The sequence below is a fragment of the Komagataeibacter medellinensis NBRC 3288 genome (assembly GCF_000182745.2).
Classification (GTDB): Bacteria; Pseudomonadota; Alphaproteobacteria; order Acetobacterales; family Acetobacteraceae; genus Komagataeibacter; species Komagataeibacter medellinensis.
In genome coordinates, this window is sequence record NC_016037.1 from 200,898 (window position 1) to 223,866 (window position 22,969).

The window sequence follows — 22,969 nt, forward strand, 5'->3', positions numbered from 1 at the left end:
GTTCAGGCTCCTTCGCCAGAAGAGGGATTGATGACTTTGGGATGAGTGCTTGTGGCTAGAATATCCGGGGCATGAGAGGGGCTGGTCTCATGCTCTCCTTCCTGTGGTGCCCCTGCTAGCAGGCGGCCCAGAATGCCGATGCCTGATCCAAATACGATTACGTAGACCACAACAAAGACGGTCATCGTCAGCGCCATATTGGACAGAGCAATCGGGGAAACACTATCGGATGTCCTGAGCAAACCATAAACGGTCCATGGTTGACGCCCAACCTCGGTCGTCACCCAACCGCACAGCAATGCGATGAAACCGGCCGGTGCCATGCATACGGCGACCCGATGAAATCCCGGACTGCTAAACAGAGTTCCTCTGTGCCTCAGCCAGAGTGACCAGAACCCGACAATGACCATAAGCATCGCCAGCGCAATCATGATGCGGAAGGAAAAGAAGATCACGGGAGAAGGCGGACGCTGGTCACGCGGGAAATCCTTCATGCCCGGTACCTTGCCATTCAGGCTGTGTGTCAGGATGAGCGACCCGGCCAGCGGCAGCCTGATGGCATAATCCGTATGTTCGGTTTTCATGTTGGGAATACCGAACAGTAGTTCAGGGGCACGTGCTTCTGACTCCCAGTCCCCTTCCATCGCAGCAATTTTAACCGGCTGGTATTTGAGCGTGTTCAACCCGTGGGCGTCACCGGCGAGGACCTGCAGAGGGGCAACGAAGGCTGCCATCCACATCGCCATGGAAAACATCAGGCGCACTGGTTCGCTTGCCTGGGTGCCCGCACGGCGTGCCTTGAGCAGATGCCACGCCCCTGTCGCCCCTACTATAAAGGCAACCGAAAGAAAGGCCGCCAGACCCATATGCACAAGCCGGAAAGGGAAAGAGGGATTGAAAATGATGGCAAGCCAGTCCGCAGGTATGAAGCGACCGGTAGCAGCATCAATCGTGTATCCCTGCGGCGTCTGCATCCATGAGTTTGATGCCAGGATCCATGTCATCGAGATGAGTGTGCCGACCGAGACACAACATGTTGCTGCATAATGCAGGCCGCGTCCCACCTTGTTCATGCCAAAGAGCATGACCCCTAGGAAGCCCGCCTCGAGAAAGAAGGCTGTCATGACTTCATACGATAGGAGGACACCTGTAATAGGCCCGGCTTTCCGCGAGAAAACTGACCAGTTCGTGCCGAATTCATACGACATGACCAGTCCGGAGACGACGCCCATCCCAAAGACGATCGAGAATATCTTGATCCAGTATCGGTAGAGATCAAGATAGGCCGCACGGCCGGTTTTAAGCCATAATCCTTCCAGTACGGCCAGATAGGCTGCCAAGCCGATTGAAAAGGCAGGAAAAACAATATGGACGCCTACGGTAAAGGCGAACTGGAAGCGTGCAAGAAGCAGCGCGATATCGTGAGATGGTTGCATGGGTAATTCCCCAAATCCTGATTCAGTCGCAGTTATAAGAAATATAAAATTTCAATAAATGCAGACTTCTAGACGGTTTTGTTGTTGGAATATTCGCACTGTCTGATAGATGCAGGCATCTGTTATTTTTTTGATTTTTGAAGACGCCTTCAGTTACCATTCTGTCGTCTTTCTAATAATCCTTTAACCATGACATATTGATAAGTGCAGAGTCTCCGGACTGTCTGTTTGAGCTCACCATTTTTCCGTAAGAATGATCTGGTACGAGCCTGATAACGTTAAGATACCAACAGGCGTTTCCGCGTGATCTTTCCTGAAACCGTTGTCGGCAGATGTTTGACGAAGCGGACTTCCTTAAGACCAATCCAGCGACCGAGTGCGTGATTGACCCGTCCGATTATCTCCTCGGAAGAAGGTCTGCCTTCTACGCCGGAGTTAGGTACTACATAGGCGACAGGTCGCTGGCCTCTCAGTTCATCAGGGGTGGCCACTACGGCACAGGCATGAACTTCTGGATGGGCGGCGATGATCTTTTCGATCTGTACGCCCGAAATTCGCCGGCCCGCGACCTTTATGACATCATCGGAACGCCCGAGCATATGCACGGCGCGGCTGGCCTCGATCATACCTTCGTCAAAGGTACGATAATACTGGCCGGTCTCGTCTAGGTAAGCTGTAGGAACATGGATCGCTCCATCCTTCCATACGCCAGCCAGGCAGCCGGGTGGCAGCGGCAGGGAGAGGACAATTTCGCCGCACTGTTCACCGGGTATGGACAGCATGATTTCCGGACGGAATCCCGGTGCAGGCCGCCCGATGTCGTTCATGAGCGCAACCGGCTCACGCTCGGGCAGGCCAAAGAAATGCGCGGTGATGCTCCATCCGGTTTCGGTCTGCCACCAATGATTGACCACGGGTTTGCAAAAATAGGATCGTGCCCACTCCAGCAATGTCGGGTCCGCATATTCCCCGGCCACGAAAATGCGGGCCAGTGCAGGCAGGATGGCCCCTGACAGGTTGCGGCTTTCCTGCCGCATGAGGCGCATCTGGGTGGGTGTGGCGAACAGGCATTTCACCTCGTGCTCATGGCAAAGCGCGCGGATGGCGGAAGCCGATGCGCCGCCTTCCACGATCACGCTGGTGCAGCCGCTGAGCAGCGGTGCATAGACCCCGTAGGAATGGCCTACCACCCAGCCCAGATCCGATGTCGTGAAGAACGTATCGCCGGGTTCGCAGCCATAGATCAGCTCCATGGACAGGGCGAGGGCCACGGCATGCCCGCCATTGTCGCGCACGATGCCCTTCGCATGACCTGTCGTGCCGGATGTATGAAGAATATACAGTGGATCTTCAGATCTCAGCATGACCGGCTCTGCCGGCGCGGACTGTTCCAGCGTATGGAAATCGTGATCCCGTTCCGGCAGAAGCTGAGCCGGGCAGGTCGCTCGCTGCACGATCACGCAGGCCTGGGGTTTATGCTCGGCTTCGGCTAGCGCCTCATTCAGGGCGAGTTGGGATGGTATGGTGGTTTGCCCCTGAAAGCTGCAACTGGCGATGATGATGACTTTCGGCGCCACGCTATCAATCCGCCGAGCCAGCTCAGGTCCGGCGTAACCGGCAAAAACCACCACATGCACCGCCCCGATCCGCGCACAGGCCAGCATGGCGATGGCGGTTTCGATCATGGTGGGCATGGCGATCAGGACGCGGTCGCCTTTCTCCACCCCCAGCGCGCGCAGGCCGCCGGCAAACCCGGCCACCCTGCCCTGGAGTTCCCGGTAGGTTACCACCTGCCGTTCCTTCGTGGCGCAGGAATGCCAGATCAGCGCCGCCTGCCCGCCGCGTCCGTCCGCTACATGCCGGTCCACGGCGTTATGGCAGGTGTTGAGCGTGGCGTCGGGGAACCAGTCATGCCAGCCATCCGCCCGTGTCCTGCATGCGCTCACAGGTGCCTGCTTCCATGTGATGCGTTGCGCCGCCTCCAGCCAGAATTGTTCTGGCTGGCTTGTGGCCGCGTCATACATCGCCTCATATGTTGTCCATGGAAGCATGGCGCTTTACTCCGTTCAGGCTACAGGCACGTCTTTGCCGGTGATCTGGCTGGCCAGCCACGCGGCATCACGCGAAACACCGGAGAACCGTCCCGATCCCCAGGTGTGCAGCCATGGCAGGCCGAGGAAGTAGAAGCCCGGCGCATCGGTCACGCCGCGATGCCAGACCGGCTTGTTGGCCCCGTTGAAGACCGGCACGTCGATCCAGCGATAGTTCGGGCGGAAGCCGATGCACCAGAGGATCGAAGTGATTCCGGCAGCCTTCAGGTCGAGCGGGGTGTTACTGCCATCGGGCTCCCACACAGGCACATAAGGGGCTTCGGTCGGAGCCGTGATCCCTTCACGGGCGATGTAGGCGTCAATGGATTTCTTGATGTCGGCATTGGTCTTGTCCGCATCATCAAGGTTTTCCTTCAGATCCGGCGCGAAGTGCGCCACTTCATCGCGGATTGTCTCCAGTGTGCCATGCAGGCCAACGCCCTCCTTGGCAAAGAGGCGCAGATCAAGATCATGGCCTCCATTTCGACCGGTGACATAATGATTGGTCTTGTCGCGTGCACCGTCACGCAGAGGGTGATTATCCACCGTAAGGTCGTAGAAGTGCATGTCCGCAAGCCAGTCCACAACGTCGCGGCCACGGTAGAAGCGCGACACGCGCGGGGCGGAACCGACACAGAGATGGACCTTGCGTTTTTCAAGGAACAGGTCCTCGACAATCTGCGCGCCGGACTGGCCGCTGCCCACGACCAGCACAGCCCCTGCCGGCAACTGGGCCGCGTTGCGGTAATCCTGCGAGTGAACCTGATGGATGGCGGGGTCGATCGCGCTGGCATAGCCGGGGATGACCGCGTCCTGATATGCGCCCGATGCGATGACCACATGCTTTGCGTGCCACGTCTCACCACCTGCCACCACGCGGTAGCCACCACCTTCATGGCGGGTGATGGAGGTAACGGCTGTGTGCTCGCGCAGGGGCGGATTGAAGGAGGCGACAAAGCCCTTCACGTAGTCAATAATTTCCTGCTTCACCATGAAGCCGTGCGGGTCTTTTCCCTTGTAGGGATGACCGGGGAGTTCGCACTGCCAGTTCGGTGTGACCAGGCAGAAATTGTCCCAGCGTTCATCATCCCACGAATGGCAGGCGGTCTTTGCCTCAAAGACGATGTGCTCCACCTTCTCGCGGCAGAGATACCAGCTCATGGAGAGCCCGGCCTGTCCGCCGCCCACGATGATGACGGGGATGCTTTTTTCGTTCTGTGTCATGGTCGTTCTTTTCGTCTCAATAACTGAAAGACAGGACGCGCACCTGCGCGTCGGACTGGTTCAGAAAAGGCGCACTGGCCTGCCTTATGGCCTGAAGCTGGCCAAGGGCGCGGCTGCATGGGAAGCCGTAGCGGGCGCGAACCCGCTCGCTGGCGTCCGTCAGGGCGGTGTCCGCCTTTTCAAGAAACTCCCGGACCGGATAATCCTGACCGGGCGTGAAGTGGTCCCTTATGACCAGCGAGGGGGAGTAACAGTCAGTCTCCTTCCCATCGGGCCAGCGCACACGAAAGGTCATTTCGGGCATGGTGAAAGAACTCCTGAAGCAAGGGCATCGGTGCGCGACCGCGCTGCCAGACACCGATATGCGGGGAGGTGCCGACTGGCGACGTGGCCCCAGTCGAAACGGCGGGCGGTTGCGGGGCCACTAGCCCGGAAGCGTTCGCGGTTTTGGGCGCCAAGGGCATCCCGCAAGGCCAGAAACAGGGTGTCGGGGCGCGCCAGGTCGCACCACAGCGCATCTGCCCGCGAAAGATGCTCGGTAAAGGGCGCGATTTCCGGCACAACGACTGGCGTGCCACAGGCGAGCGCCTCCAGCGGGCACAGGCCGAACCCTTCGGTTATGGACGGATAGGCCAGCATATCCGCCTGCCGGTAGAATGAAGGCATGTCTCCATCCGCAACCGGCCCGGTGATGGTGACATGATCGGCTGCACCGCTTTCGCGCAGACGCGCCATGAACCGGGTGCGGTAGGCAGAATGATCCAGCAGCGAAGCCCCGCCCGCCACGACCAGATGCACATCAGGCCGCTCGCGGCGAAGGGCCAGAAATGCGTCGAGCAATTGCAGCGTGTTCTTGCGCCGCTCGATCCCGCCCACGGACAGGATCAGGTGACGGTCGGCAGGCAGATGATACCGCGCCCGCAACGTGGCATCGTGCGCGGTTGGGACGTGCGAAAAGCGCACGGGATCAACCCCGTTGCCCACGACCGGGGCTTCGCGGCCATGGTCGTTGCGCAGGACATCTTCCCACATTGTGCTGACGGTAAACAGTTCGGCCGCCGCCCTGATCCCCCGTTCCTGCCGCGCGGCAAGGACCGGGTGTGTGAAATGGTCAAGATGGTGGACCGTGCGGGCAAAGCCCGGTATCCGCCCCTCTTCCACCAGTTCGGCCAGTGCATTGGCGCTGATCGGGTCCTGTGCGTGCAGCACGTCAAAAGGCTGCCCACGCAGGGCGTCCCTGATCTCGCCAATACGGCGTTCCACCAGCGTTGGCAGGTCGCGCTCGGGCACAGCCGGGATGCAGTTTGTGGCGCAGCGGGGCCTGCGGAAGAAACCGACCCCGGTTACATCCGGCGCGATGAGCGTGGCGTCGTGGCCTGCGTCGCACAGGGCTTCGGCCAGCGCCATGCCATGCACCACGCCGCCACGCGGATTGGTGGAATGGGTCAGGATGCCGATGGAGAGGCTCATGGCGCACACCCCATGAGAGGCATCCGGGCGAGATCCCAGAAGGTTTCCTTCTCGTCCGCCCATGTGACATCCAGCCGCTGCGTGCTGTCACACTGACCGATGACAGAAGCCGCTATGCCCCGCCCATGAAAGCGGGCCATGACTGCCCCGGCCGCCTCGGGCCGGGCCGTCAGCAGATAGCCATAGCTGGGGAATGCGGACAGCCAGCGTTCCATTGGTGCATCGTCGGGACGTGGAATGTCATCGAGCGTGATGGTCATGCCGATACCCGAACATTCTGCCAGCATGAGGGCGGTGCCCAGCAGTCCGGCCATGCTGATGTCCTTGGCGGCGCGGCTTAACCCGTCCTCGGCAATGCCGGGCAAGAGATCGAGATCACCCCGAAGGCGTGCCGCCCCCTCAGTATGACACAGTGCGGAACTCGCATCCCAGAACGGGTGCGGGTCGTGCCAGCGGCCGCGCAGGTCGATGGCGGCGATCAGGACTTCGCCCGGTCGGGCATCGAAACTGGTCAGCAGATGACGGGCACGGCCAAGGATCGCCACCGACAGCGAATTATGGGTGCTGCGCATGTTGGTATGACCGCCGACAACCGGCACGCCATAGGTGCGCGCACCTTCATGCAGACCGGTCAGAATGGACGCGGCCGCCTCGGATGTATCGCTCCACAACGCATCCACCACAGCCACAGGGCGACCGCCCATGGCCGCGATGTCACTGATATTGACCATCACGCCGCAATAGCCGGCAAACCACGGCATGGCGCGCACGAAGCTGTCCTGAAACCCCTCGCTGGCCAGCAGGAGATAGCCATCGCCATCCGGTATGGCAGCACAGTCATCTCCTAGGCGGATACCATCGCTTGTATCCCGACCAAGAATTGCGACGGTTTCGGCAATATCCTGTTTGCCCGCAAGGGCCCGACCGTGTCGAAGCGTGCGCAGCAGTGTCGTCAGTTCGTGTGCCATCATGCCACCTGCCGGTTACGAGGCTGCGGGCGCAGCAGCCAGGTCTGGTCCAGCCCATGCGCCGGATAGCGTGAGAGGTCGGCCTGCATGTCGTGATGTGGCAGCCCATGCAGGGTCATGGCCCCGAGGCTTTTCCAGTGCAGGCGACGGAAGAACAGCACGTTCTGTTCCTGCACCTGGGCCAGGAACCGCGTGGCCCCAAGCCCGTGCGCCGTGCTGACCGCCATGCGGATGAGTTCCGCGCCGATCCGTCCCAGCCTGCGATGGTCTTCATGGACGGCCAGACGGGAGCCGCGCCAGACGCCGGGTTCGGCTTCATGGATGCGCACGGCGCCCACCACCCGGTCCGGCATGCCCGCCATGCAGCACGCCGCGATGATGGGAATGGCAACCGCGTCGATTGCGTCCCGGTCATCATCCGCAAAGACCTGCTGTTCGGTGCAGAACACGTCGCGGCGCAGCGCATGGTAGCCAGCCCGTTCCCACGGCGTGCGGACCAGCCGCACGACATATTCCGTAGGGATGAACGGGCGGTCGTCCACGCCTTCGAGGATCGCTGTCATTATTCGTACGCCGAAAGGGAGGAACAGGCGCCACACCGGCCACACCCGGCGCGGATGTCGGTGGATTTCATGTTCGCCTCGCGCAGCATGCGCCCCAGTGGGGCCAGCACGGACTTCATGAAATCGGCCGAAGGCGGCGCGTGATTTTCCAGCGGTGTGCCGGAAATCGGCACGAACGGCACCACGAAGGGATAGACCCCGAGCGCAATCAGGCGTTCGGCCAGAGCCAGAATATCTGCGGCGCTGTCGCCAAGACCGGCCAGAATGTAGGTATTGACCTGCCCGCGCCCGAAGACCGGCACGGCGCTGGCGAAAGCGTCCATATAGCGATCCACGCTGACCGTGGCCTTGCCGGGCATGATCTTCTCGCGCACCGCCTGTGTTGCGGCTTCGAGATGCATACCCAGGCTGTCGGCCCCGGCGTCGCGCAGGCGCTGGAACCAGCCGTGATCGCGCGGCGGCTCGCACTGGACCTGAAGCGGCAGATCCACAGCCGCCCGAATGGCACGGGCTGATTCCGCCAGCACGGCAGCACCCCGATCAACCACATTGGGCGTGCCGGTGGTCAGCACCATGTCGCGCACGCCGTCCAGTTCCACGGCGGCCTTGGCGACCTCGGCAAGCTGCGCCGGTGTCTTGTAAGCGATCGTCCGATCGGCCTCCAGCGACTGGCCGATGGCGCAGAACTGACAGGAGGTGCGCCGGTCGGCATAGCGGATGCAGGTCTGGTGCACCGTGGTCGCCAGCGTGTCACGGCCATGCAGCAGGGCGATCTTCCAGTAGGGAATGCCGTCCGCCGTGCTCAGTCCGTAAAAGCGCGGGGCGGCCGGAAAATGGATCGTGCCCAGTGTCTGCCCATCGCGTAGCAGCGTGCTGGCCCCGTGCTGGTCCGGCGGGCTGGCCTGGAATGGTGAATGCCGCGCGCCGGATGTATAGACCGGGACCATGACGGTCTGGCCTGCAATGGTAATCGTCTTGTGATCCGAAGGACCGGCGCCTCCCTTGCGGGCAATGCCGCCGGTCTGCTCACCGATCTGCAGCCCGAAGGATTGCAGGTCGGTAACGAGCTTGCGACCAGAAAGTGTACCGAGCGTCGGAATGGTCATGACGCAGCCTCATCTGTAGATGTGGGAACCGGATTGGCTTCCCCAACGTAATGAACGGTGCGGGCGGGCCGCCGGTCCTGAAGCAGGCTGAGCAGTTCGGGCCGTGCGTAATGCCCTACGGAATCCATCATCCGCTTGCGCTTGGTAATCAGGGCGAAGTCGAGATCGGCAATCACCATCCCCTCGCCTTCCGTCAGTGGTGTGCCGAGCAGCTTCCCTTCAGGCGAGACGATGGCCGTGAAGCACCCACCCCGCAGCGGCCCTTCCAGCGCGGGATCGCGGGCTATTTCCTTGATCTGCTCTTCGGTGAGCCAACCCGTGGCGTTCACCACAAAGCAGCCGGATTCCAGCGCGTGATGCCGGATGGTGACTTCCATCTGGTCGGCAAAGATCTGCCCGACCAGCGAGCCCGGAAACTGGGCACAGTGGATTTCCTCGTGCTGGGTCATCAGCGCGTAGCGGGCGAGCGGGTTGTAATGCTCCCAGCAGGCCAGTGCGCCAATGCGACCGGCAGCGCTTTCCACCACTTTCAGCCCAGAACCATCGCCCTGCCCCCAGACCATGCGTTCATGGTAGGTGGGCGTGATCTTGCGGCGTTTGAGCAGGATTTCACCCGTGGCGTCGAAGATGATCTGGGTGTTGTAGAGCGTGCCGAAATCGCGCTCGTTCACGCCCAGCACCACGACCATGCCGGTCTGGCGCGCGGCCTCGGCCATCATGTCGGTGACCGGACCGGGAATGACGACGGCGCGTTCGTAAAGCGCCAGATGCTCCCCACCGAAGCGGAAAGCCGGCTGGATGAACGAGAAATAGGGATAGTACGGCACAAAGGTTTCGGGAAAGACCGCCAGTTTCACGCCTTTTTCGGCGGCCTCGCGGATGGCCTGACAGACTTTCCGGGCAGTTCCCAGACCATCGTCACCAAGGACGGGGCTGATCTGGATGGCTGCGGCGCGAACGATACGGGACATGGCTTGCGGTCCTCCCTTCGGCCTTCAGAGGGTCCAGGTATTGAGGATGAAGGCGTTGTCGCGCCGGGCCAGCAGGATGATGTCGAGCACGTCCTGCGGGTTGATCGGCGTGATGCCGGGGATCAGGTTCTGCTCGCCGTAGCCGTAGAGGGCCTGAAGCGCGAAGCGGCAGGCATAGACCTTTCCGCCTTCCTCAAGGATTTTTGCGATCTGCTTGTTGCAGTTCATGTGCCCCGGAAAGGCTTCGTCGCCCAGACGGGGAAAGCCGCGCTGCACACCAAGGGTGACACCCGGTCCATATAGCAGCACCGACGTCTCGAAGCCCTTGCGGATCAGGCGGGTGGCCTGCAGCAGGTTGACGAACCCGACCGAGCCTTCATTGGCGACGGTGTGGAAGGTGATGAGGGCTTTTTCGCCGGGCTGGGCTTTGACGTCCTCAAAAACCTTGTTTTCATAATTGACGAAGCAGTCGCCGTCTTTGTACGGAGCGTGTTCGACTTTCGGCATGGTATCTCTCCCGTGTGCTGCGGTCTCCGGCAGGGAGCCGGGACTGACCGCGTTGCCGAGGCAAACGTGGCACGGGATGGCAGAGAGCCAAAATATTGTATGCCTTATGAAAAAGGTACAAACGGATCAAATCAGATTACATGCCGCCATCCTGCCACGACAGAGGCATACAAGAAATATACGACAACCATACAATCGTAAGGTGTATCCATAAAGGTCTGTTTTAGCTTGATTTTATAGTCACGCAGTCGTGAATGAAGTGCCTTTTTGTTTTTCCGTGTGCCCGCATGGCGCGCCCCGGAATCAGATGGTCCCATCGATTCCAGACACTGCGCGCAGGTCACACAATATCGGCAAAGCCGGGTGAGCGTTTGTGTTGCAGGACCGACAGCACGCCATGCAGGGATTCCTCAAGGCTTGCAGCATCCGGTGCGCTGCCCAATGCAATCCGGGCCCGCTGCGGCGGCTCGCCACTGATGGTGAAAACGGTGCTGGGCACCAGCGCCAGTCCCCGCCTGCGGGCATAGGCCACAAAATCCGCACTGCCCCACCAGTCCGGCAGTTTCAGCCACACATGCGGCCCGTCGGGGTTCATGCAATGCCCCTCCCCCAGCACCCTGCGGGCAATGGACTGGCGCAGGCGCAGTTCTTTCTGGATGGCGTGCAGGATCGTATGCGCCTGCCCTGTCTGCATCCACCGCGCCGTCAGCGCGCTGAGCAGACCGGCATTGGTGAGCGCAATGGCCCGGATGGCCGCCGCGACCCGTCGGGTCATGTCCGCATTGGGCAAGGCCACATAGGCGATGCGCAGGCCCGGACTGAGCGTCTTGGCAAGGGTAGCCACGTAGCTGACACGGCTATGGTCGAGTGCTGCCAGCGCCGGTAGCGGATTGTCCATCAGCAGGCTGTAGGGGTCATCCTCGGCAATATGCAGATGATGATGCTGGGCAACCTTCAGGATATCCTTGCGTCGTTGCAGGGACATCGTGGCCGTGGTGGGATTGTGGATGGTCGGAATGCAGTAGAGCATCCGGGGATGATGTTCGGCGCAGACGCGATCGAGCTGGTCCGGCATCATCCCGTCCATGTCGCTGTCCACGCCGACCAGAATAAGATCGAACTGCGCCGCGATGGTCCGGATGCCGGGATAGGCAATACGGTCGGTGACAATCACATCGCCCGGCTGGGTATGGGTGCTGACAGTGGCCGCCAGAGCGCTCTGGGCACCAGGTGAGACAAGGATTTCATCCGTTCGCCGCTGACCGATGACGGGCGCGATCCATTTCGCGCCAAGCTGGCGTTCTTCCTGTGTGCCACCCGTCACCCGGTAGGACATCAGGCTGTTCAGATCCTGCTGTTTCAGGATGGCTGCGATGTCGCTCTGGATGATCCGCTGAAGCGGTGGTTCCTGCGGGATCGGTGGCAGGTTCATGGTCAGATCCACCACAGCCGGTCCCGTATGGCGCCAGTGGCTTTCCCCCGCGCCGACACGGACAAAGGTTCCTCGGCCGACCGTTGCGTCAATCAGGCCGCGTCGGCGGGCCTCGGTAAAGGCCCGGGTCACGGTCGTCAGATTGGTGCCGAGATACTCCGCGATCGTGCGCTGTGGTGGCAACCTGTCGCCTTCCCTCAGGTCGCCCTTGCGGATGGAAAGCGCCAGGGCATCGGCCAGCGTCATGTAAATCGCGTTCGGACTCCGGCTGATCTCTTCTTTCCAGTGGGCGAGATAGGGGTATGCTGACATGGGATGGAATTTCCATACATTCGATGATATTCCATTCGACCATATACCATACAATCCGTGCAATAATGATCGATACAGATGGAGGGTTCGAAAAACCCTCTGGTATTGAGGTCTGCTCTGTGATTCCATTTTCCTTGCGTTGATTGGAGTATGGATCATGAAGCAGACGGGATTTTTTGACGTTGAAGAGCGGCTTGCCCGCTTGAGCGGGCTTGGTGATCAGCTCGAAGCATTTTCCCGGACTGTGGATTTTGAAGTCTTCCGCCCTGACCTGGAGAAGGCTCTGGCGTATTCTGACGGCAGCAAAGGCGGACGACCGCCATTTGATCCTGTGCTGATGTTCAAAATTCTGGTGATCCAGACGCTCAACAATTTGTCTGATGAGCGGACGGAATATCTGATCAACGATCGCCTCTCCTTTATGCGTTTCCTTGGTCTGGGACTTTCAGATCGGGTGCCGGATGCCAAAACGGTCTGGCTGTGTCAAAAGCGTCTGACCCAGGCGGGTGCGATCGATGGGCTGTTCAACCGCTTTGATGCCACCCTGCGCAACGCCGGGTATTTGCCGATGTCAGGCCAGATCCTGGATGCCACGCTGGTAGCGGCTCCGAAGCAGCGGAACACCAATGCAGAGAAAGCCGATCTTCGGGAAGGACGTATTCCTGAAGACTGGCAGGACAAACCCGCAAAGCTGTCGCACAAGGATCGTCATGCGCGATGGACACTGAAGTTCACGAAGGCGAAGCGGCAGGATGATGGAACCATGCCATCCAGCGATCTCGCCATCCCGTTCTTTGGCTATAAATCGCATGTTTCCATCGATCGAAAATACCGGTTCATCCGGAAATGGAAAACAACGCATGCCGCCGCCAGTGATGGCGCGCGATTGAGAGAGGGGCTGCTGGATAAAACCAATACAGCCTCAAGTGTCTGGGCTGACACGGCCTACCGCTCAAAAGCCAATGAAGACTTCATGGAAAAGCAGGGCTTTGTCTCCAAGGTTCATCGCAAAAAGCCGCATCTCAAGCCTATGCCCCGGCATATCCAGAAATCGAATGCAGGAAAATCCATTATCCGGTCGCGTGTCGAGCATGTCTTTGCCGATCAGAAGTCACAGACGGGGCTGTTTGTCCGGACTGTCGGTATCAGCCAAGCCACCATGAGGATCGGGCTCGCCAATATCGTCTACAATATGCGCCGCTTCCTCTTCCTCGAAAGATTGAACGCGAGCGCATAGCCATCCAGCGGAGGACAACTCCCAATCTGCTCAAAACGCAGACCGGAGGCCATCGCAAAAACCGTCAATCAAATCGCCAAAACCCAGAAATTACCGGCCAAGCACATCAATCAGGGGTTCTTCGATCCCTCCAAATGCATTAGGAATGATTGTTTATATTATCTTTTTTTATCTCATTATATATATCACCTATTCATTTTTATAGCATAAAATGACATGATGGATCGGCTACACAGGGCATATATTCTGATGCCCTTAGCATGTGCTGACTTTAGCCATGCAAGAAATTAAGACAGCCCCGACCGTCAGGATGGATGGTCGATCGTGATCGGGGCTGCCATCACCAGAAAACGCATGTTTCCGGCGACACACCCTTTATGCGGAAAATATTCCTAAAAAAATGATAACCAGCCTTCTATCCCGCCCTCAAGCAGCGCGCTAATTTTTTAAAACGGACATTCTTATACGCATAGGCGGCTGCCTGCACAGGGTTGCCGAACGTCCCTTCACCATTAATGCAGGCGAAACGTAACCGGCAGCAGGACATGCGTGCCCTCCAGCGGGCGACCCTGCGGGGTGCACTGGACCTTGCGCGCAGCGGCAAGGGCCGTGCTGTCCAGGTCATCATAGCCGGTGCCGGATTTCAGGCTGACCTGTACCACCTGCCCCTCGCTCCCCAGCACGACATCAACCAGCGCATTGCCTTCCTCATGCATGTGACGGGCCATGGCGGGGTAACGCCAGGCGGGGGGCGTGCAATGGGGCGCGGTTGGCACAACCGCCGCAGTCTGTGCTGCGCCAGGCACGGCCGGGCCATTCTGCGTTGCCGCAGGGGCAGACCCAACCGGTGCGGCAACACGAGCTTGGGCCGAGGGCTGAGCAGACGGTGACCGGGATTGCGCAACAGGGCGCACGGCGGACCGGGCGGTAACAGCAGGCAGCGTGGCCACGGCTTTTGGCTGTGGCTGTGGCTGTGGCTGTGGCGTAGCCTCTTGCGGGGGCGGTGCAACCCCGGGCTGGTCAAAAAAGACCTGAATGCTGTTTTTTTCCGCTGGGGCCGCGGGCACGGGCGCGCGGGCGGGCAGCAGCCACGCGGCAATCAGGCCGTGGCCCAGCACGGCAGCCATGATGGCCCAGCCCGCAAGCAGCCGCCCGCGCCGCCAGCCGGCGGGGCCGGTTGACGTGACAAGAATCCGGCCTGCCGTTCTGTCCTGCTGCTGCACGCTTCCATCCATTGGGGCATGGGCGCGGGCTGCCTTGTCATTTGACAAAAAGCCCCCGACCTCCGAGAACACTGTCCTGTTACCGCCTTTATCTTACAACCGCAAAGAACCTGTCCATCATGGGCCAAGCCCGCCACCCCTTCATGCATGACATGCCTGTGATCCGCTGGGTCATGGTGCTGTGTGCGTGCCTGGGGCTATGGGGCCAGTTGCTGGTTGAAAGCCGCAGCCTGCCCGGCGAACTGCCGCGCGGCACCATCATGCGGCTGACGGGAATCGATATCGCTCCCGTCGCAACGCGGACAGAACGCCACGCAGCGCCGCCGCATCACCACATGGCGATGGCGAACGCGCCCCATGAGCATGGCGACATGCCCCCCCATGGCCACGACCATGCCGAAGGCTGCCCGCTCTGCCCGCTCCTGCACCTGCCTGCCCTTGCGCTGGTGGTTCTGCCCTTCCTGCCCCTGCCGCCCATGGCATGGGCCGCCCACCGGCACGAACCCCGCCAGCCCCGCGCGCCCCCTCCCACTCCGCTGGGGCTGCCCCCGGCCTGCGGGCCACCTTCCATCTCCTGAACTCACGCGCTGCCGCGCGTCCATACGGGCGTGCGCGTCTTTCGTTTTCCTGTTCAGGACATGAAAAGTGACTTCCATGAAAAAAACGGCCCCCCCCCTCGTGGTGGCCGCAGGCGGCTGCATGCTGGCGGCCTCCCTGCACCCGCTGGGCGCGCGCGCCCAGACAACCGTGACCCTGCCCGGCCTCTCGATCGAGGATACGGCGGACAGCACCCCCATGGGCGACCGCCTGCTTTCAGCGGCGTCCCCTTCCGCCACGCAGCGCACGGCGGCCAGCCTGAGCAGCCCCGATGCCGCCAGCCTGTTTCGCAACCAGCCCGGTGTCAGCACGTATTCCGCAGGCGGGCTGGCCTCGCTGCCCGTGCTCAACGGCATGGCCGATGACCGCGTGGCCACCGTGGTCGATGGCGTGCGCATCGCCTCGGGCTGCCCCAACCACATGAACCCTGCCCTGTCCTTCATCGACCCCGACAGCGTGGACACCGCCACCGCCATCGCGGGCATAACCCCCGTGAGCATGGGCGGCGACAGCACCGGCGGCACGATCGATGTCGAGCGCAAGGACCCGCAGTTTGCCAGGCATGGCAAGGTGCTCGTGACCGGGCATGTCACCGGCACCTATCGCAGCAATGGCGGCGGGTATGGCGCCTCGGGCAGCCTGACGGTGGCCAATGACACGTTCAGCCTGCGCTACAATGCCTCCTACGCGCAGGCGGGTGATTATGAAGGTGGCGGGGATGCGGGGCTGGTGCGCTCGACAAGCTACCTGACCTACAACCATGCCGTGACCTTTGGCGTGCACAAGGGCAACCATCTGCTGGCCCTGACCTTTGGCCAGCAGGACACCCCGCATGAAGGGTTTGCCAACCAGTACATGGACATGACGAACAACCGCTCCACCTTCGTCAACGGCAAGTATCTCGGCACGTTCGACTGGGGCGAGCTTGAGGCCCGGGGCTACTGGCAGCGCGAGGACCACGCCATGGACTTCCTGCCCGACCGCGCCAAGACCACCCACATGCCCATGAACACCAATGCCCGCATGGCCGGCTACAGCATCAAGGCCACCATCCCCCTGGCGGAAGGCCAGACCCTGCGGCTGGGCAGTTCGTTCGACCATTCCGGCCTCAATGACTGGTGGCCGCCGGTTGCGGGCAGCATGATGATGGGGCCGGACACCTATCACAGCATCAATAACGGCCACCGCGACCGGCTGGGCCATTTTGTGGAATGGGAGGCCGCCTGGACCCCGCGCGTGACCACGCTGCTGGGCTTTCGCAATGACCTGGTCATGATGAATACCGGCCCGGTATCGGGCTATTCATCGACCATGAGCATGATGAACATGGCCAACATCAACGCGGCCAATGCCTTCAACACCACCGACCGGGGCCGGACGGATGTGAACTTCGATGTCACCGCCCTGGTGCGCTGGAAGCCACGCCGCGACCTGACCATCGAGGGCGGCTATGCCCGCAAGACCCGCTCGCCCAACCTGTACGAGCGCTATGCCTGGGGCCGCTCGGCCATGGTCACGAGCATGATCAACTGGTTTGGCGATGGCAACGGCTACGTGGGCAACCCCGACCTCAAGCCCGAGGTCGCCAATACCGCCTCCATCACCGCTGACTGGCATGACCCCGATGGCGACCGGTGGGACCTCAAGGTCCAGCCCTACTACACCTACACCCACGACTACATAAACGCCTACCGCCTTGCCAGCGCGAGGCAGTTCTACACGCTGGGCTTTGCCAACCATAATGCCCAGAGCTACGGCATCAACGGATCGGGCAATTACCGGCTGTGGCAGAATGCCCGCTTTGGCCGGGGCGAGATCGTGGCCAACCTCAACTGGGTGCGCGGGCAGGACCTGACCAATGGCGCGGGGCTGTACCACCAGATGCCCACCAATGGCAGCGTCACGCTGAACGAACGGTGGAAGAACTGGAGCGGCCGGGTCGAGATGACCTTCGTCAAGGCCAAGGACACGGTGGACTGGGTGCGCAACGAACCCCGCACCCCCGGCTATGCCCTGCTGGGGCTGGGCGGGCAGTATCACTGGCGCTACATGACGCTCGATGCCAGCATCGACAACGTGCTGAACCAGAAATACGAACTGCCGCTGGGCGGCTGGTCGCTGGCCGATTACGCCGCCACCGGCAGCCTGCGCGCCCTGCCCGGCATGGGGCGGTCGTTCAATGTGAGCCTGACGGCGAGCTTCTGATCTGAGCGGGGCGGTCCATCAGGAGGTGCCCGTCCCGCCTTCCCCGCCCTGTGTTTCCGCCGTGACGGGGCGGGCGGGTGCACGGCCCGGCGCCATCTGGCCAAACCAGGCCAGCACCGGGCGCAGGCAGATGCCAAACATGATCAGTCCCGCCACGACGCCTGCCGCCGCAGCCCCCTCAAGCCGCCACAGCCGGGTCATGGCATAAACCAGAGGCAGGTAGGTCAGGGTCACGATGATGCGGGCACGGAGCACGCGCGAGACCTGGCCGATCACGGTCAGCAGTGGTTCGAGCGGCACGATGCCCAGGCCCAGCACGGCGCTGCCCAGCATGAGCATGATCAGGTGGCGGCCACCATGCCAGTGCACATGCAGCATCCATGTCAGCAGGATGTTGCCCATCAGCATCGCCACCCCCATGAGGGCGATGGAAAAACCACCAATCGTGAGGAAAAGCTGCACGGTCACGCGCTTGATGCCGTACCAGTCCTGCCTGTCACGCAGGCGGATGAATTCGGGGTACAGGGCGGGCACCATGAGCTGGGCCGGCTTGGCAATGCCCTCGCCAATCTGGCGCGAGACGCGATAGACGGCGGCATCGGCCGGACCCAGCAGGCCGCCGACGAGCAGCGTGCCGAACTGGTTGAAAACCGAACTCAGCACATGGTTGCCACTGGTGGAAAGGGTGAAGCGCCAGATGCCCGGCGCATCGCCCTCCGCCAGGCGGGCAAACGGATTGAAGCGGATGCCGCCCGCCAGCCGCAGTTGCAGCAGGCCCAGCCCGGTGCTGGTGGTGAACATGGCCAGTTGTGTCATGCTCCACACCAGCAGGTAATAATCCAGCCCCATATGATACAGGAAGCCCAGCCCCGACCCCACGGTGCGCACCAACGTGCCCGACAGGTCAACCAGCATGTTGAGCCAGAAGGAATTGCACAGCCGGAACACCCCCGCCGACCATGAAAAATTCATGAACGCGATGGTGGTCATGTACAGCATCGCCGCCCCCTGGTCGGCTGCGGGCCAGCCCATGGCCGTGCCGAACAGCGCCACGCCCAGCGTGCCCACCAGCCAGCCCACCCCGCCACTGAGGTAGTCGGCCCGCACGCAGAACGCCAGCACGCGCGAGAACTGCGCCCGCCTGCCATTGGTGAAGGGATCGGTGCCATAATGCAGCAGCGGCTGCCATGACTGCAGGTGGAGGGTTCGAAAAACCCTCTGGTATTGAGGTCTGCTCTGTGATTCCATTTTCCTTGCGTTGATTGGAGTATGGATCATGAAGCAGACGGGATTTTTTGACGTTGAAGAGCGGCTTGCCCGCTTGAGCGGGCTTGGTGATCAGCTCGAAGCATTTTCCCGGACTGTGGATTTTGAAGTCTTCCGCCCTGACCTGGAGAAGGCTCTGGCGTATTCTGACGGCAGCAAAGGCGGACGACCGCCATTTGATCCTGTGCTGATGTTCAAAATTCTGGTGATCCAGACGCTCAACAATTTGTCTGATGAGCGGACGGAATATCTGATCAACGATCGCCTCTCCTTTATGCGTTTCCTTGGTCTGGGACTTTCAGATCGGGTGCCGGATGCCAAAACGGTCTGGCTGTGTCAAAAGCGTCTGACCCAGGCGGGTGCGATCGATGGGCTGTTCAACCGCTTTGATGCCACCCTGCGCAACGCCGGGTATTTGCCGATGTCAGGCCAGATCCTGGATGCCACGCTGGTAGCGGCTCCGAAGCAGCGGAACACCAATGCAGAGAAAGCCGATCTTCGGGAAGGACGTATTCCTGAAGACTGGCAGGACAAACCCGCAAAGCTGTCGCACAAGGATCGTCATGCGCGATGGACACTGAAGTTCACGAAGGCGAAGCGGCAGGATGATGGAACCATGCCATCCAGCGATCTCGCCATCCCGTTCTTTGGCTATAAATCGCATGTTTCCATCGATCGAAAATACCGGTTCATCCGGAAATGGAAAACAACGCATGCCGCCGCCAGTGATGGCGCGCGATTGAGAGAGGGGCTGCTGGATAAAACCAATACAGCCTCAAGTGTCTGGGCTGACACGGCCTACCGCTCAAAAGCCAATGAAGACTTCATGGAAAAGCAGGGCTTTGTCTCCAAGGTTCATCGCAAAAAGCCGCATCTCAAGCCTATGCCCCGGCATATCCAGAAATCGAATGCAGGAAAATCCATTATCCGGTCGCATGTCGAGCATGTCTTTGCCGATCAGAAGTCACAGACGGGGCTGTTTGTCCGGACTGTCGGTATCAGCCGAGCCACCATGAGGATCGGGCTCGCCAATATCGTCTACAATATGCGCCGCTTCCTCTTCCTCGAAAGATTGAACGCGAGCGCATAGCCATCCAGCGGAGGACAACTCCCAATCTGCTCAAAACGCAGACCGGAGGCCATCGCAAAAACCGTCAATCAAATCGCCAAAACCCAGAAATTACCGGCCAAGCACATCAATCAGGGGTTCTTCGATCCCTCCAGGTCGGACGGCTGCGGCGACTGGAACGGATGGGCCTTGCCCATGAGGTCGGGGTCGGACAATGGCGGCTGGAGGAAACGGCGGAAGTCACCTTGCGCGAGATGGGGCAGCGCAATGACATCATCAAACGCATCCACCGTGGTCTGAGTGAACAGGGGATCGAACGGCCCTCGTCGTCATGGGTGCTGGCCGGGGAAGACCCGGCCGAGCCGGTGATCGGACGTCTGGTCGCGCGCGGTCTGGATGATGAACTGAAGGGGAGTGCCTATGCGGTGATCGACGGCGTGGACGGGCGCACGCACCATGTCCATCTGCCATCACTGGAAGCGGCCGGCGACGTGCCGCACGGTGGGCTGGTTGAACTGCGGACCTATCAGGATGCGAAGGGGCAGCGACGGGCGACACTTGCGGTGCGGTCCGATCTGCCGATCGGAGAGCAGGTGCTGGCGCGGGGCGCGACATGGCTGGACCGCCAGCTTGTTGCTCGCGAACCGGTGGCGCTGGGAGAGGGTGGTTTCGGCGCGGAAGTGCGTGACGCGCTACGCCAGCGCAGCGCTCATCTGGTCGAGCAGGGGATCGCACAGCAGGACGGAGCGCGCGTGCGCTATCCGCGTGGCATGGTCGCCTCCATGCGGGCGCTGGAGATGCGGGACGTGGCCGGGCGTCTGGCGCGCGAAACCGGCCAGCCCATCCAGAGTGCTGAGGCCGGCGAGTACGTCACTGGAACCTACCGACAGCGGCTGACCCTCGCTTCGGGGCGCTTTGCTATGATTGATGGCGGCCTCGGGTTCCAGCTTGTTCCCTGGACGCCATCGCAGGAGAAACAGATCGGACGTCATGTCTCCGGCGTCGCACGGGAGGACGGGGGCGTGGACTGGTCGTTCGGCCGGAAGCGGGACATGGGGATCGGGCTTTGATCGCCCGCTTCGCTGGCCAACTTAGTATGGTAACGTCAGCATACCGGGCATCGGGATGAAATTGGGGAGACGGCTGACCCGTGTCATCCACGCCATTAACGCGGGGAAAGGCCTTACGTCCACACTGCCCTCGTGCGCAACCGAGAGGTAAGGAAAGACTGCACAGTCGGCGATTGTAGGATGGCTTGATGCCAGCCACTCTCGGCTTTCCAGATGTTTGTTGAGGATTGGAAGAATCTTGGTGCTCCAGTGAAGGGCGGCCTCCATGTCGAGATCGACACCGAACTTCCTGATCAGACGTGCGGCATTCGGCCCATTGCGGATCTCACAGGCTGCAACTGACAGCCACCCGACAATGTTCGCCTGAACGCGTCTGTCATCGGGTCACCATCGCTGGTCGGACAGACTGCAAGCCAGATAGACGAGAATGGCCTGAGAATCCCGGACGACCGTCTCGCCATCGACGAGAACCGGTACTTCCTGAAATGGATTCAGGTCCGTAAACAACGAGCTGTGTTGCTCATCTTTGGAAAAATCAACCGGCACAAGGTCAAGAGGAATGCCGGTAAGGGCTGCAAACAGGCGCACCTTGTAGCAATTGCCGGATACATCGAGATCATAGAGTTTCATGACTGAGTCTCCTGACGATGGACTGACACTTTGAGAATGAAATGATCCCGGAATCAGGAAACCTGACCGATCGGTCTTAATGGAAGAATAAAGATGAAAGCATCCTATGACGATATCGTGATTGCTGCGCGCGAACTCTTCCGGGAACGGGGATACACCGGCGCTTCGATGAACGACCTGGCCGAGCGGGTCGGTCTGAAGAAGTCCAGTCTTTATAATCGTCTTCCAAGTAAGGAATCGCTCGTCGTTGATGTTCTCGAATTGACCCTGAAGGAAACTTTTGAAGGGCTTCCCGATCCGGCAGTCGACTGGATGCACACTTATCGAGAACTGATCGACCGTATTGTCGCAGTCTTTAGCGAGCGTGGACGATGTGTAGGCTTCCACCTGGCTTTCGGAGTCCCGATTGACACGCCAGAGGCGAAGACGGCTGTCCGGGATTTCGTAATTGCATTGCGCGCCCGAATGGCGGAAATCCTCGAAAAGGGTGCGGTTGATGACCCTATGCGGGCAGCCACGGACGCCCTGACACGTTTGCAAGGAGCTACATTCTGGCTGGCGGCCCTCGACGAAATAGAACCGCTCAGACGGGAAGCGGTCGGTGTTCTGGCTTCTGTGGGGATATCAACGCAGGCCTGATGTCCGTCTGGGCAAAAGACCTCTGCGCGTCAGACAACGATTGTGCTATGAGTGACTCCATAGAACGTCATGGATAAACGGGGTCGTCATGTCCGAATACAAGATGCAGGAGCGGCAGCACTATGCATGGGCCAGCTTTGAGGCGGTCCGCGTTGCTGGCGAGCGGGCACGGGAAGCCCGGACAGCGAGCGGCGAGATCATGACCTATGTCCAGAAGGGATGGGTTGTGCGCGAATTTCCCGGCGGTCGGGTTGAACGTCTTGCACCGCTGGAAGAGTTCCGCGACGAAGATTTTCCCTATCCCGCGTGACACGATTACTGATTTACGCAGGACCGAACGGCTCCGGAAAAAGCAGTCTGCGGGTTGGCACGAGCGCTGACATTGAGCCGGTCGACATCGTCATTGACCCCGACCAGATAGCGCGGGGGATCAACCCAGGCAGCCCGCGCGATGCAGACAGGGAGGCCGGACGGCGAGCCATCGAGATATTCAACGCGTCGCTGGCCGCCGGGAAGTCGATTTCTCTCGAAACGACATTATCTGGCCGTTCCGTAATCCGTCGCATCACGGCGGCGCGGAACGCCGGATATCATATCGAGCTGAGATATATTGCTCTGGCGTCGGTCGAAATGAATGTTCAGCGCGTCAGGGCACGTGCTGCGGGTGGTGGACATTTCATTGAACCGGAAGCCATTCGCAGACGATATATTGGCAGTCTCGCCAATCTTCCGACTGTTATTGGCCTGTCTGACCGTGTTGTCATCTCCGATAATTCAGGCGTTATGCCGGAGCCTGTGCTTGAAATCGAGAATGGTCAGATTGTGCGTCGAGGTATGACTATGCCTGCATGGCTGGTCAGCACATGTCCGGACTTCTGCCGTTAGTGCGTTTTGTCGCCAAGACCAGACACGCTGTTGGAATGGGTTCTGGTAACGCTTGCGCCGACAATTTTA

20 protein-coding genes and 2 pseudogenes are annotated in these 22,969 nt (G+C 60.5%); 8 read left to right on the plus strand and 14 right to left on the minus strand.

Features of this window, described 5'->3' with window-relative positions; translation table 11 throughout:
• Positions 1 to 2: 2 nt before the first annotated feature.
• The 11 genes from GLX_RS15455 to GLX_RS15505 form a co-directional block, all read right to left on the minus strand.
• The gene (locus GLX_RS15455) at positions 3 to 1,436 is read right to left on the minus strand and encodes a cytochrome ubiquinol oxidase subunit I (protein WP_014106924.1); all 1,434 of its coding nucleotides are present in this window, start codon (positions 1,434 to 1,436) and stop codon (positions 3 to 5) included.
• 278 nt (positions 1,437 to 1,714) lie between these two features.
• The gene (locus tag GLX_RS15460) at positions 1,715 to 3,487 is read right to left on the minus strand and encodes an AMP-binding protein (RefSeq protein WP_014106925.1); all 1,773 of its coding nucleotides are present in this window, start codon (positions 3,485 to 3,487) and stop codon (positions 1,715 to 1,717) included.
• Between the two features lie 15 nt (positions 3,488 to 3,502).
• Entirely contained in the window at positions 3,503 to 4,750 is a 1,248-nt protein-coding gene (locus GLX_RS15465) for an MSMEG_0569 family flavin-dependent oxidoreductase (protein ID WP_014106926.1), read from the minus strand.
• 16 nt (positions 4,751 to 4,766) lie between these two features.
• Complete coding sequence (locus GLX_RS15470) at positions 4,767 to 5,054, minus strand: MSMEG_0570 family nitrogen starvation response protein (protein ID WP_019091908.1); 288 nt, start codon at positions 5,052 to 5,054, stop codon at positions 4,767 to 4,769.
• Positions 5,042 to 6,220, minus strand: a complete 1,179-nt coding sequence (locus GLX_RS15475) for an MSMEG_0565 family glycosyltransferase (RefSeq protein ID WP_014106928.1) — start codon at positions 6,218 to 6,220, stop codon at positions 5,042 to 5,044. The genes GLX_RS15470 and GLX_RS15475 overlap by 13 nt, the downstream gene beginning before the upstream one ends.
• Positions 6,217 to 7,191 (minus strand): sll0787 family AIR synthase-like protein, encoded by a 975-nt coding sequence (locus GLX_RS15480; RefSeq protein WP_014106929.1) that lies wholly within the window; start codon positions 7,189 to 7,191, stop codon positions 6,217 to 6,219. Before GLX_RS15480 ends, GLX_RS15475 begins: the two co-directional genes overlap by 4 nt.
• The gene (locus tag GLX_RS15485; RefSeq protein WP_023524185.1) at positions 7,188 to 7,751 is read right to left on the minus strand and encodes an MSMEG_0567/Sll0786 family nitrogen starvation N-acetyltransferase; all 564 of its coding nucleotides are present in this window, start codon (positions 7,749 to 7,751) and stop codon (positions 7,188 to 7,190) included. Before GLX_RS15485 ends, GLX_RS15480 begins: the two co-directional genes overlap by 4 nt.
• Entirely contained in the window at positions 7,751 to 8,857 is a 1,107-nt protein-coding gene (locus GLX_RS15490) for an MSMEG_0568 family radical SAM protein (RefSeq protein WP_014106931.1), read from the minus strand. The genes GLX_RS15485 and GLX_RS15490 overlap by 1 nt, the downstream gene beginning before the upstream one ends.
• On the minus strand, positions 8,854 to 9,828 hold the full coding sequence (locus GLX_RS15495) for a Nit6803 family nitrilase (RefSeq protein WP_014106932.1): 975 nt from the start codon (positions 9,826 to 9,828) through the stop codon (positions 8,854 to 8,856). Before GLX_RS15495 ends, GLX_RS15490 begins: the two co-directional genes overlap by 4 nt.
• 24 nt (positions 9,829 to 9,852) lie before the next feature.
• A complete protein-coding gene (locus tag GLX_RS15500; protein ID WP_010512510.1) occupies positions 9,853 to 10,335 on the minus strand; it encodes an MSMEG_0572/Sll0783 family nitrogen starvation response protein in 483 nt (160 codons plus the stop codon).
• A gap of 340 nt (positions 10,336 to 10,675) precedes the next feature.
• Entirely contained in the window at positions 10,676 to 12,079 is a 1,404-nt protein-coding gene (locus GLX_RS15505) for an aminotransferase-like domain-containing protein (protein WP_014106934.1), read from the minus strand.
• A gap of 154 nt (positions 12,080 to 12,233) precedes the next feature.
• On the opposite strand from GLX_RS15505, the gene GLX_RS15510 reads away from it, so the two are divergent.
• Positions 12,234 to 13,316, plus strand: a complete 1,083-nt coding sequence (locus GLX_RS15510) for an IS5 family transposase (RefSeq protein WP_193360696.1) — start codon at positions 12,234 to 12,236, stop codon at positions 13,314 to 13,316.
• A gap of 512 nt (positions 13,317 to 13,828) precedes the next feature.
• Here the strand turns inward: GLX_RS15510 and GLX_RS15515 are convergent.
• Positions 13,829 to 14,587, minus strand: a complete 759-nt coding sequence (locus GLX_RS15515) for an energy transducer TonB (protein WP_231850459.1) — start codon at positions 14,585 to 14,587, stop codon at positions 13,829 to 13,831.
• A gap of 71 nt (positions 14,588 to 14,658) precedes the next feature.
• On the opposite strand from GLX_RS15515, the gene GLX_RS15520 reads away from it, so the two are divergent.
• Both GLX_RS15520 and GLX_RS15525 read left to right on the plus strand, forming a co-directional pair.
• Positions 14,659 to 15,117: a DUF2946 family protein gene (locus tag GLX_RS15520; RefSeq protein WP_014106937.1), complete on the plus strand. Its 459-nt coding sequence runs from the start codon at positions 14,659 to 14,661 to the stop codon at positions 15,115 to 15,117.
• A 121-nt stretch (positions 15,118 to 15,238) separates the two neighbouring features.
• A complete protein-coding gene (locus GLX_RS15525; RefSeq protein WP_110560079.1) occupies positions 15,239 to 17,341 on the plus strand; it encodes a TonB-dependent receptor in 2,103 nt (700 codons plus the stop codon).
• Between the two features lie 18 nt (positions 17,342 to 17,359).
• Here GLX_RS15525 and GLX_RS15530 read toward each other — a convergent pair whose 3' ends face one another.
• Complete coding sequence (locus tag GLX_RS15530) at positions 17,360 to 18,589, minus strand: lipopolysaccharide biosynthesis protein (protein WP_023524182.1); 1,230 nt, start codon at positions 18,587 to 18,589, stop codon at positions 17,360 to 17,362.
• A 25-nt stretch (positions 18,590 to 18,614) separates the two neighbouring features.
• Between GLX_RS15530 and GLX_RS15535 the strand changes: the two genes are divergently transcribed.
• The gene (locus GLX_RS15535) at positions 18,615 to 19,697 is read left to right on the plus strand and encodes an IS5 family transposase (RefSeq protein WP_193360697.1); all 1,083 of its coding nucleotides are present in this window, start codon (positions 18,615 to 18,617) and stop codon (positions 19,695 to 19,697) included.
• A 128-nt stretch (positions 19,698 to 19,825) separates the two neighbouring features.
• A pseudogene (locus tag GLX_RS15540) lies at positions 19,826 to 20,746 on the plus strand (DUF3363 domain-containing protein); the annotation flags it as partial.
• A 21-nt stretch (positions 20,747 to 20,767) separates the two neighbouring features.
• Here the strand turns inward: GLX_RS15540 and GLX_RS17720 are convergent.
• Positions 20,768 to 21,376 (minus strand): annotated as a pseudogene (locus tag GLX_RS17720) (glutathione S-transferase family protein).
• Positions 21,377 to 21,469: 93 nt separating this feature from the next.
• On the opposite strand from GLX_RS17720, the gene GLX_RS15555 reads away from it, so the two are divergent.
• The 3 genes from GLX_RS15555 to GLX_RS15565 all read left to right on the plus strand — a co-directional run bounded on the left by GLX_RS15555 (position 21,470) and on the right by GLX_RS15565 (position 22,900).
• Positions 21,470 to 22,015, plus strand: coding sequence for a TetR/AcrR family transcriptional regulator (locus GLX_RS15555; protein WP_014106942.1), 546 nt, complete (start codon positions 21,470 to 21,472; stop codon positions 22,013 to 22,015).
• Between the two features lie 88 nt (positions 22,016 to 22,103).
• Positions 22,104 to 22,325 (plus strand): hypothetical protein, encoded by a 222-nt coding sequence (locus GLX_RS15560; RefSeq protein WP_010512019.1) that lies wholly within the window; start codon positions 22,104 to 22,106, stop codon positions 22,323 to 22,325.
• Entirely contained in the window at positions 22,322 to 22,900 is a 579-nt protein-coding gene (locus GLX_RS15565) for a zeta toxin family protein (protein ID WP_014106943.1), read from the plus strand. Before GLX_RS15560 ends, GLX_RS15565 begins: the two co-directional genes overlap by 4 nt.
• Positions 22,901 to 22,969 lie beyond the last annotated feature (69 nt).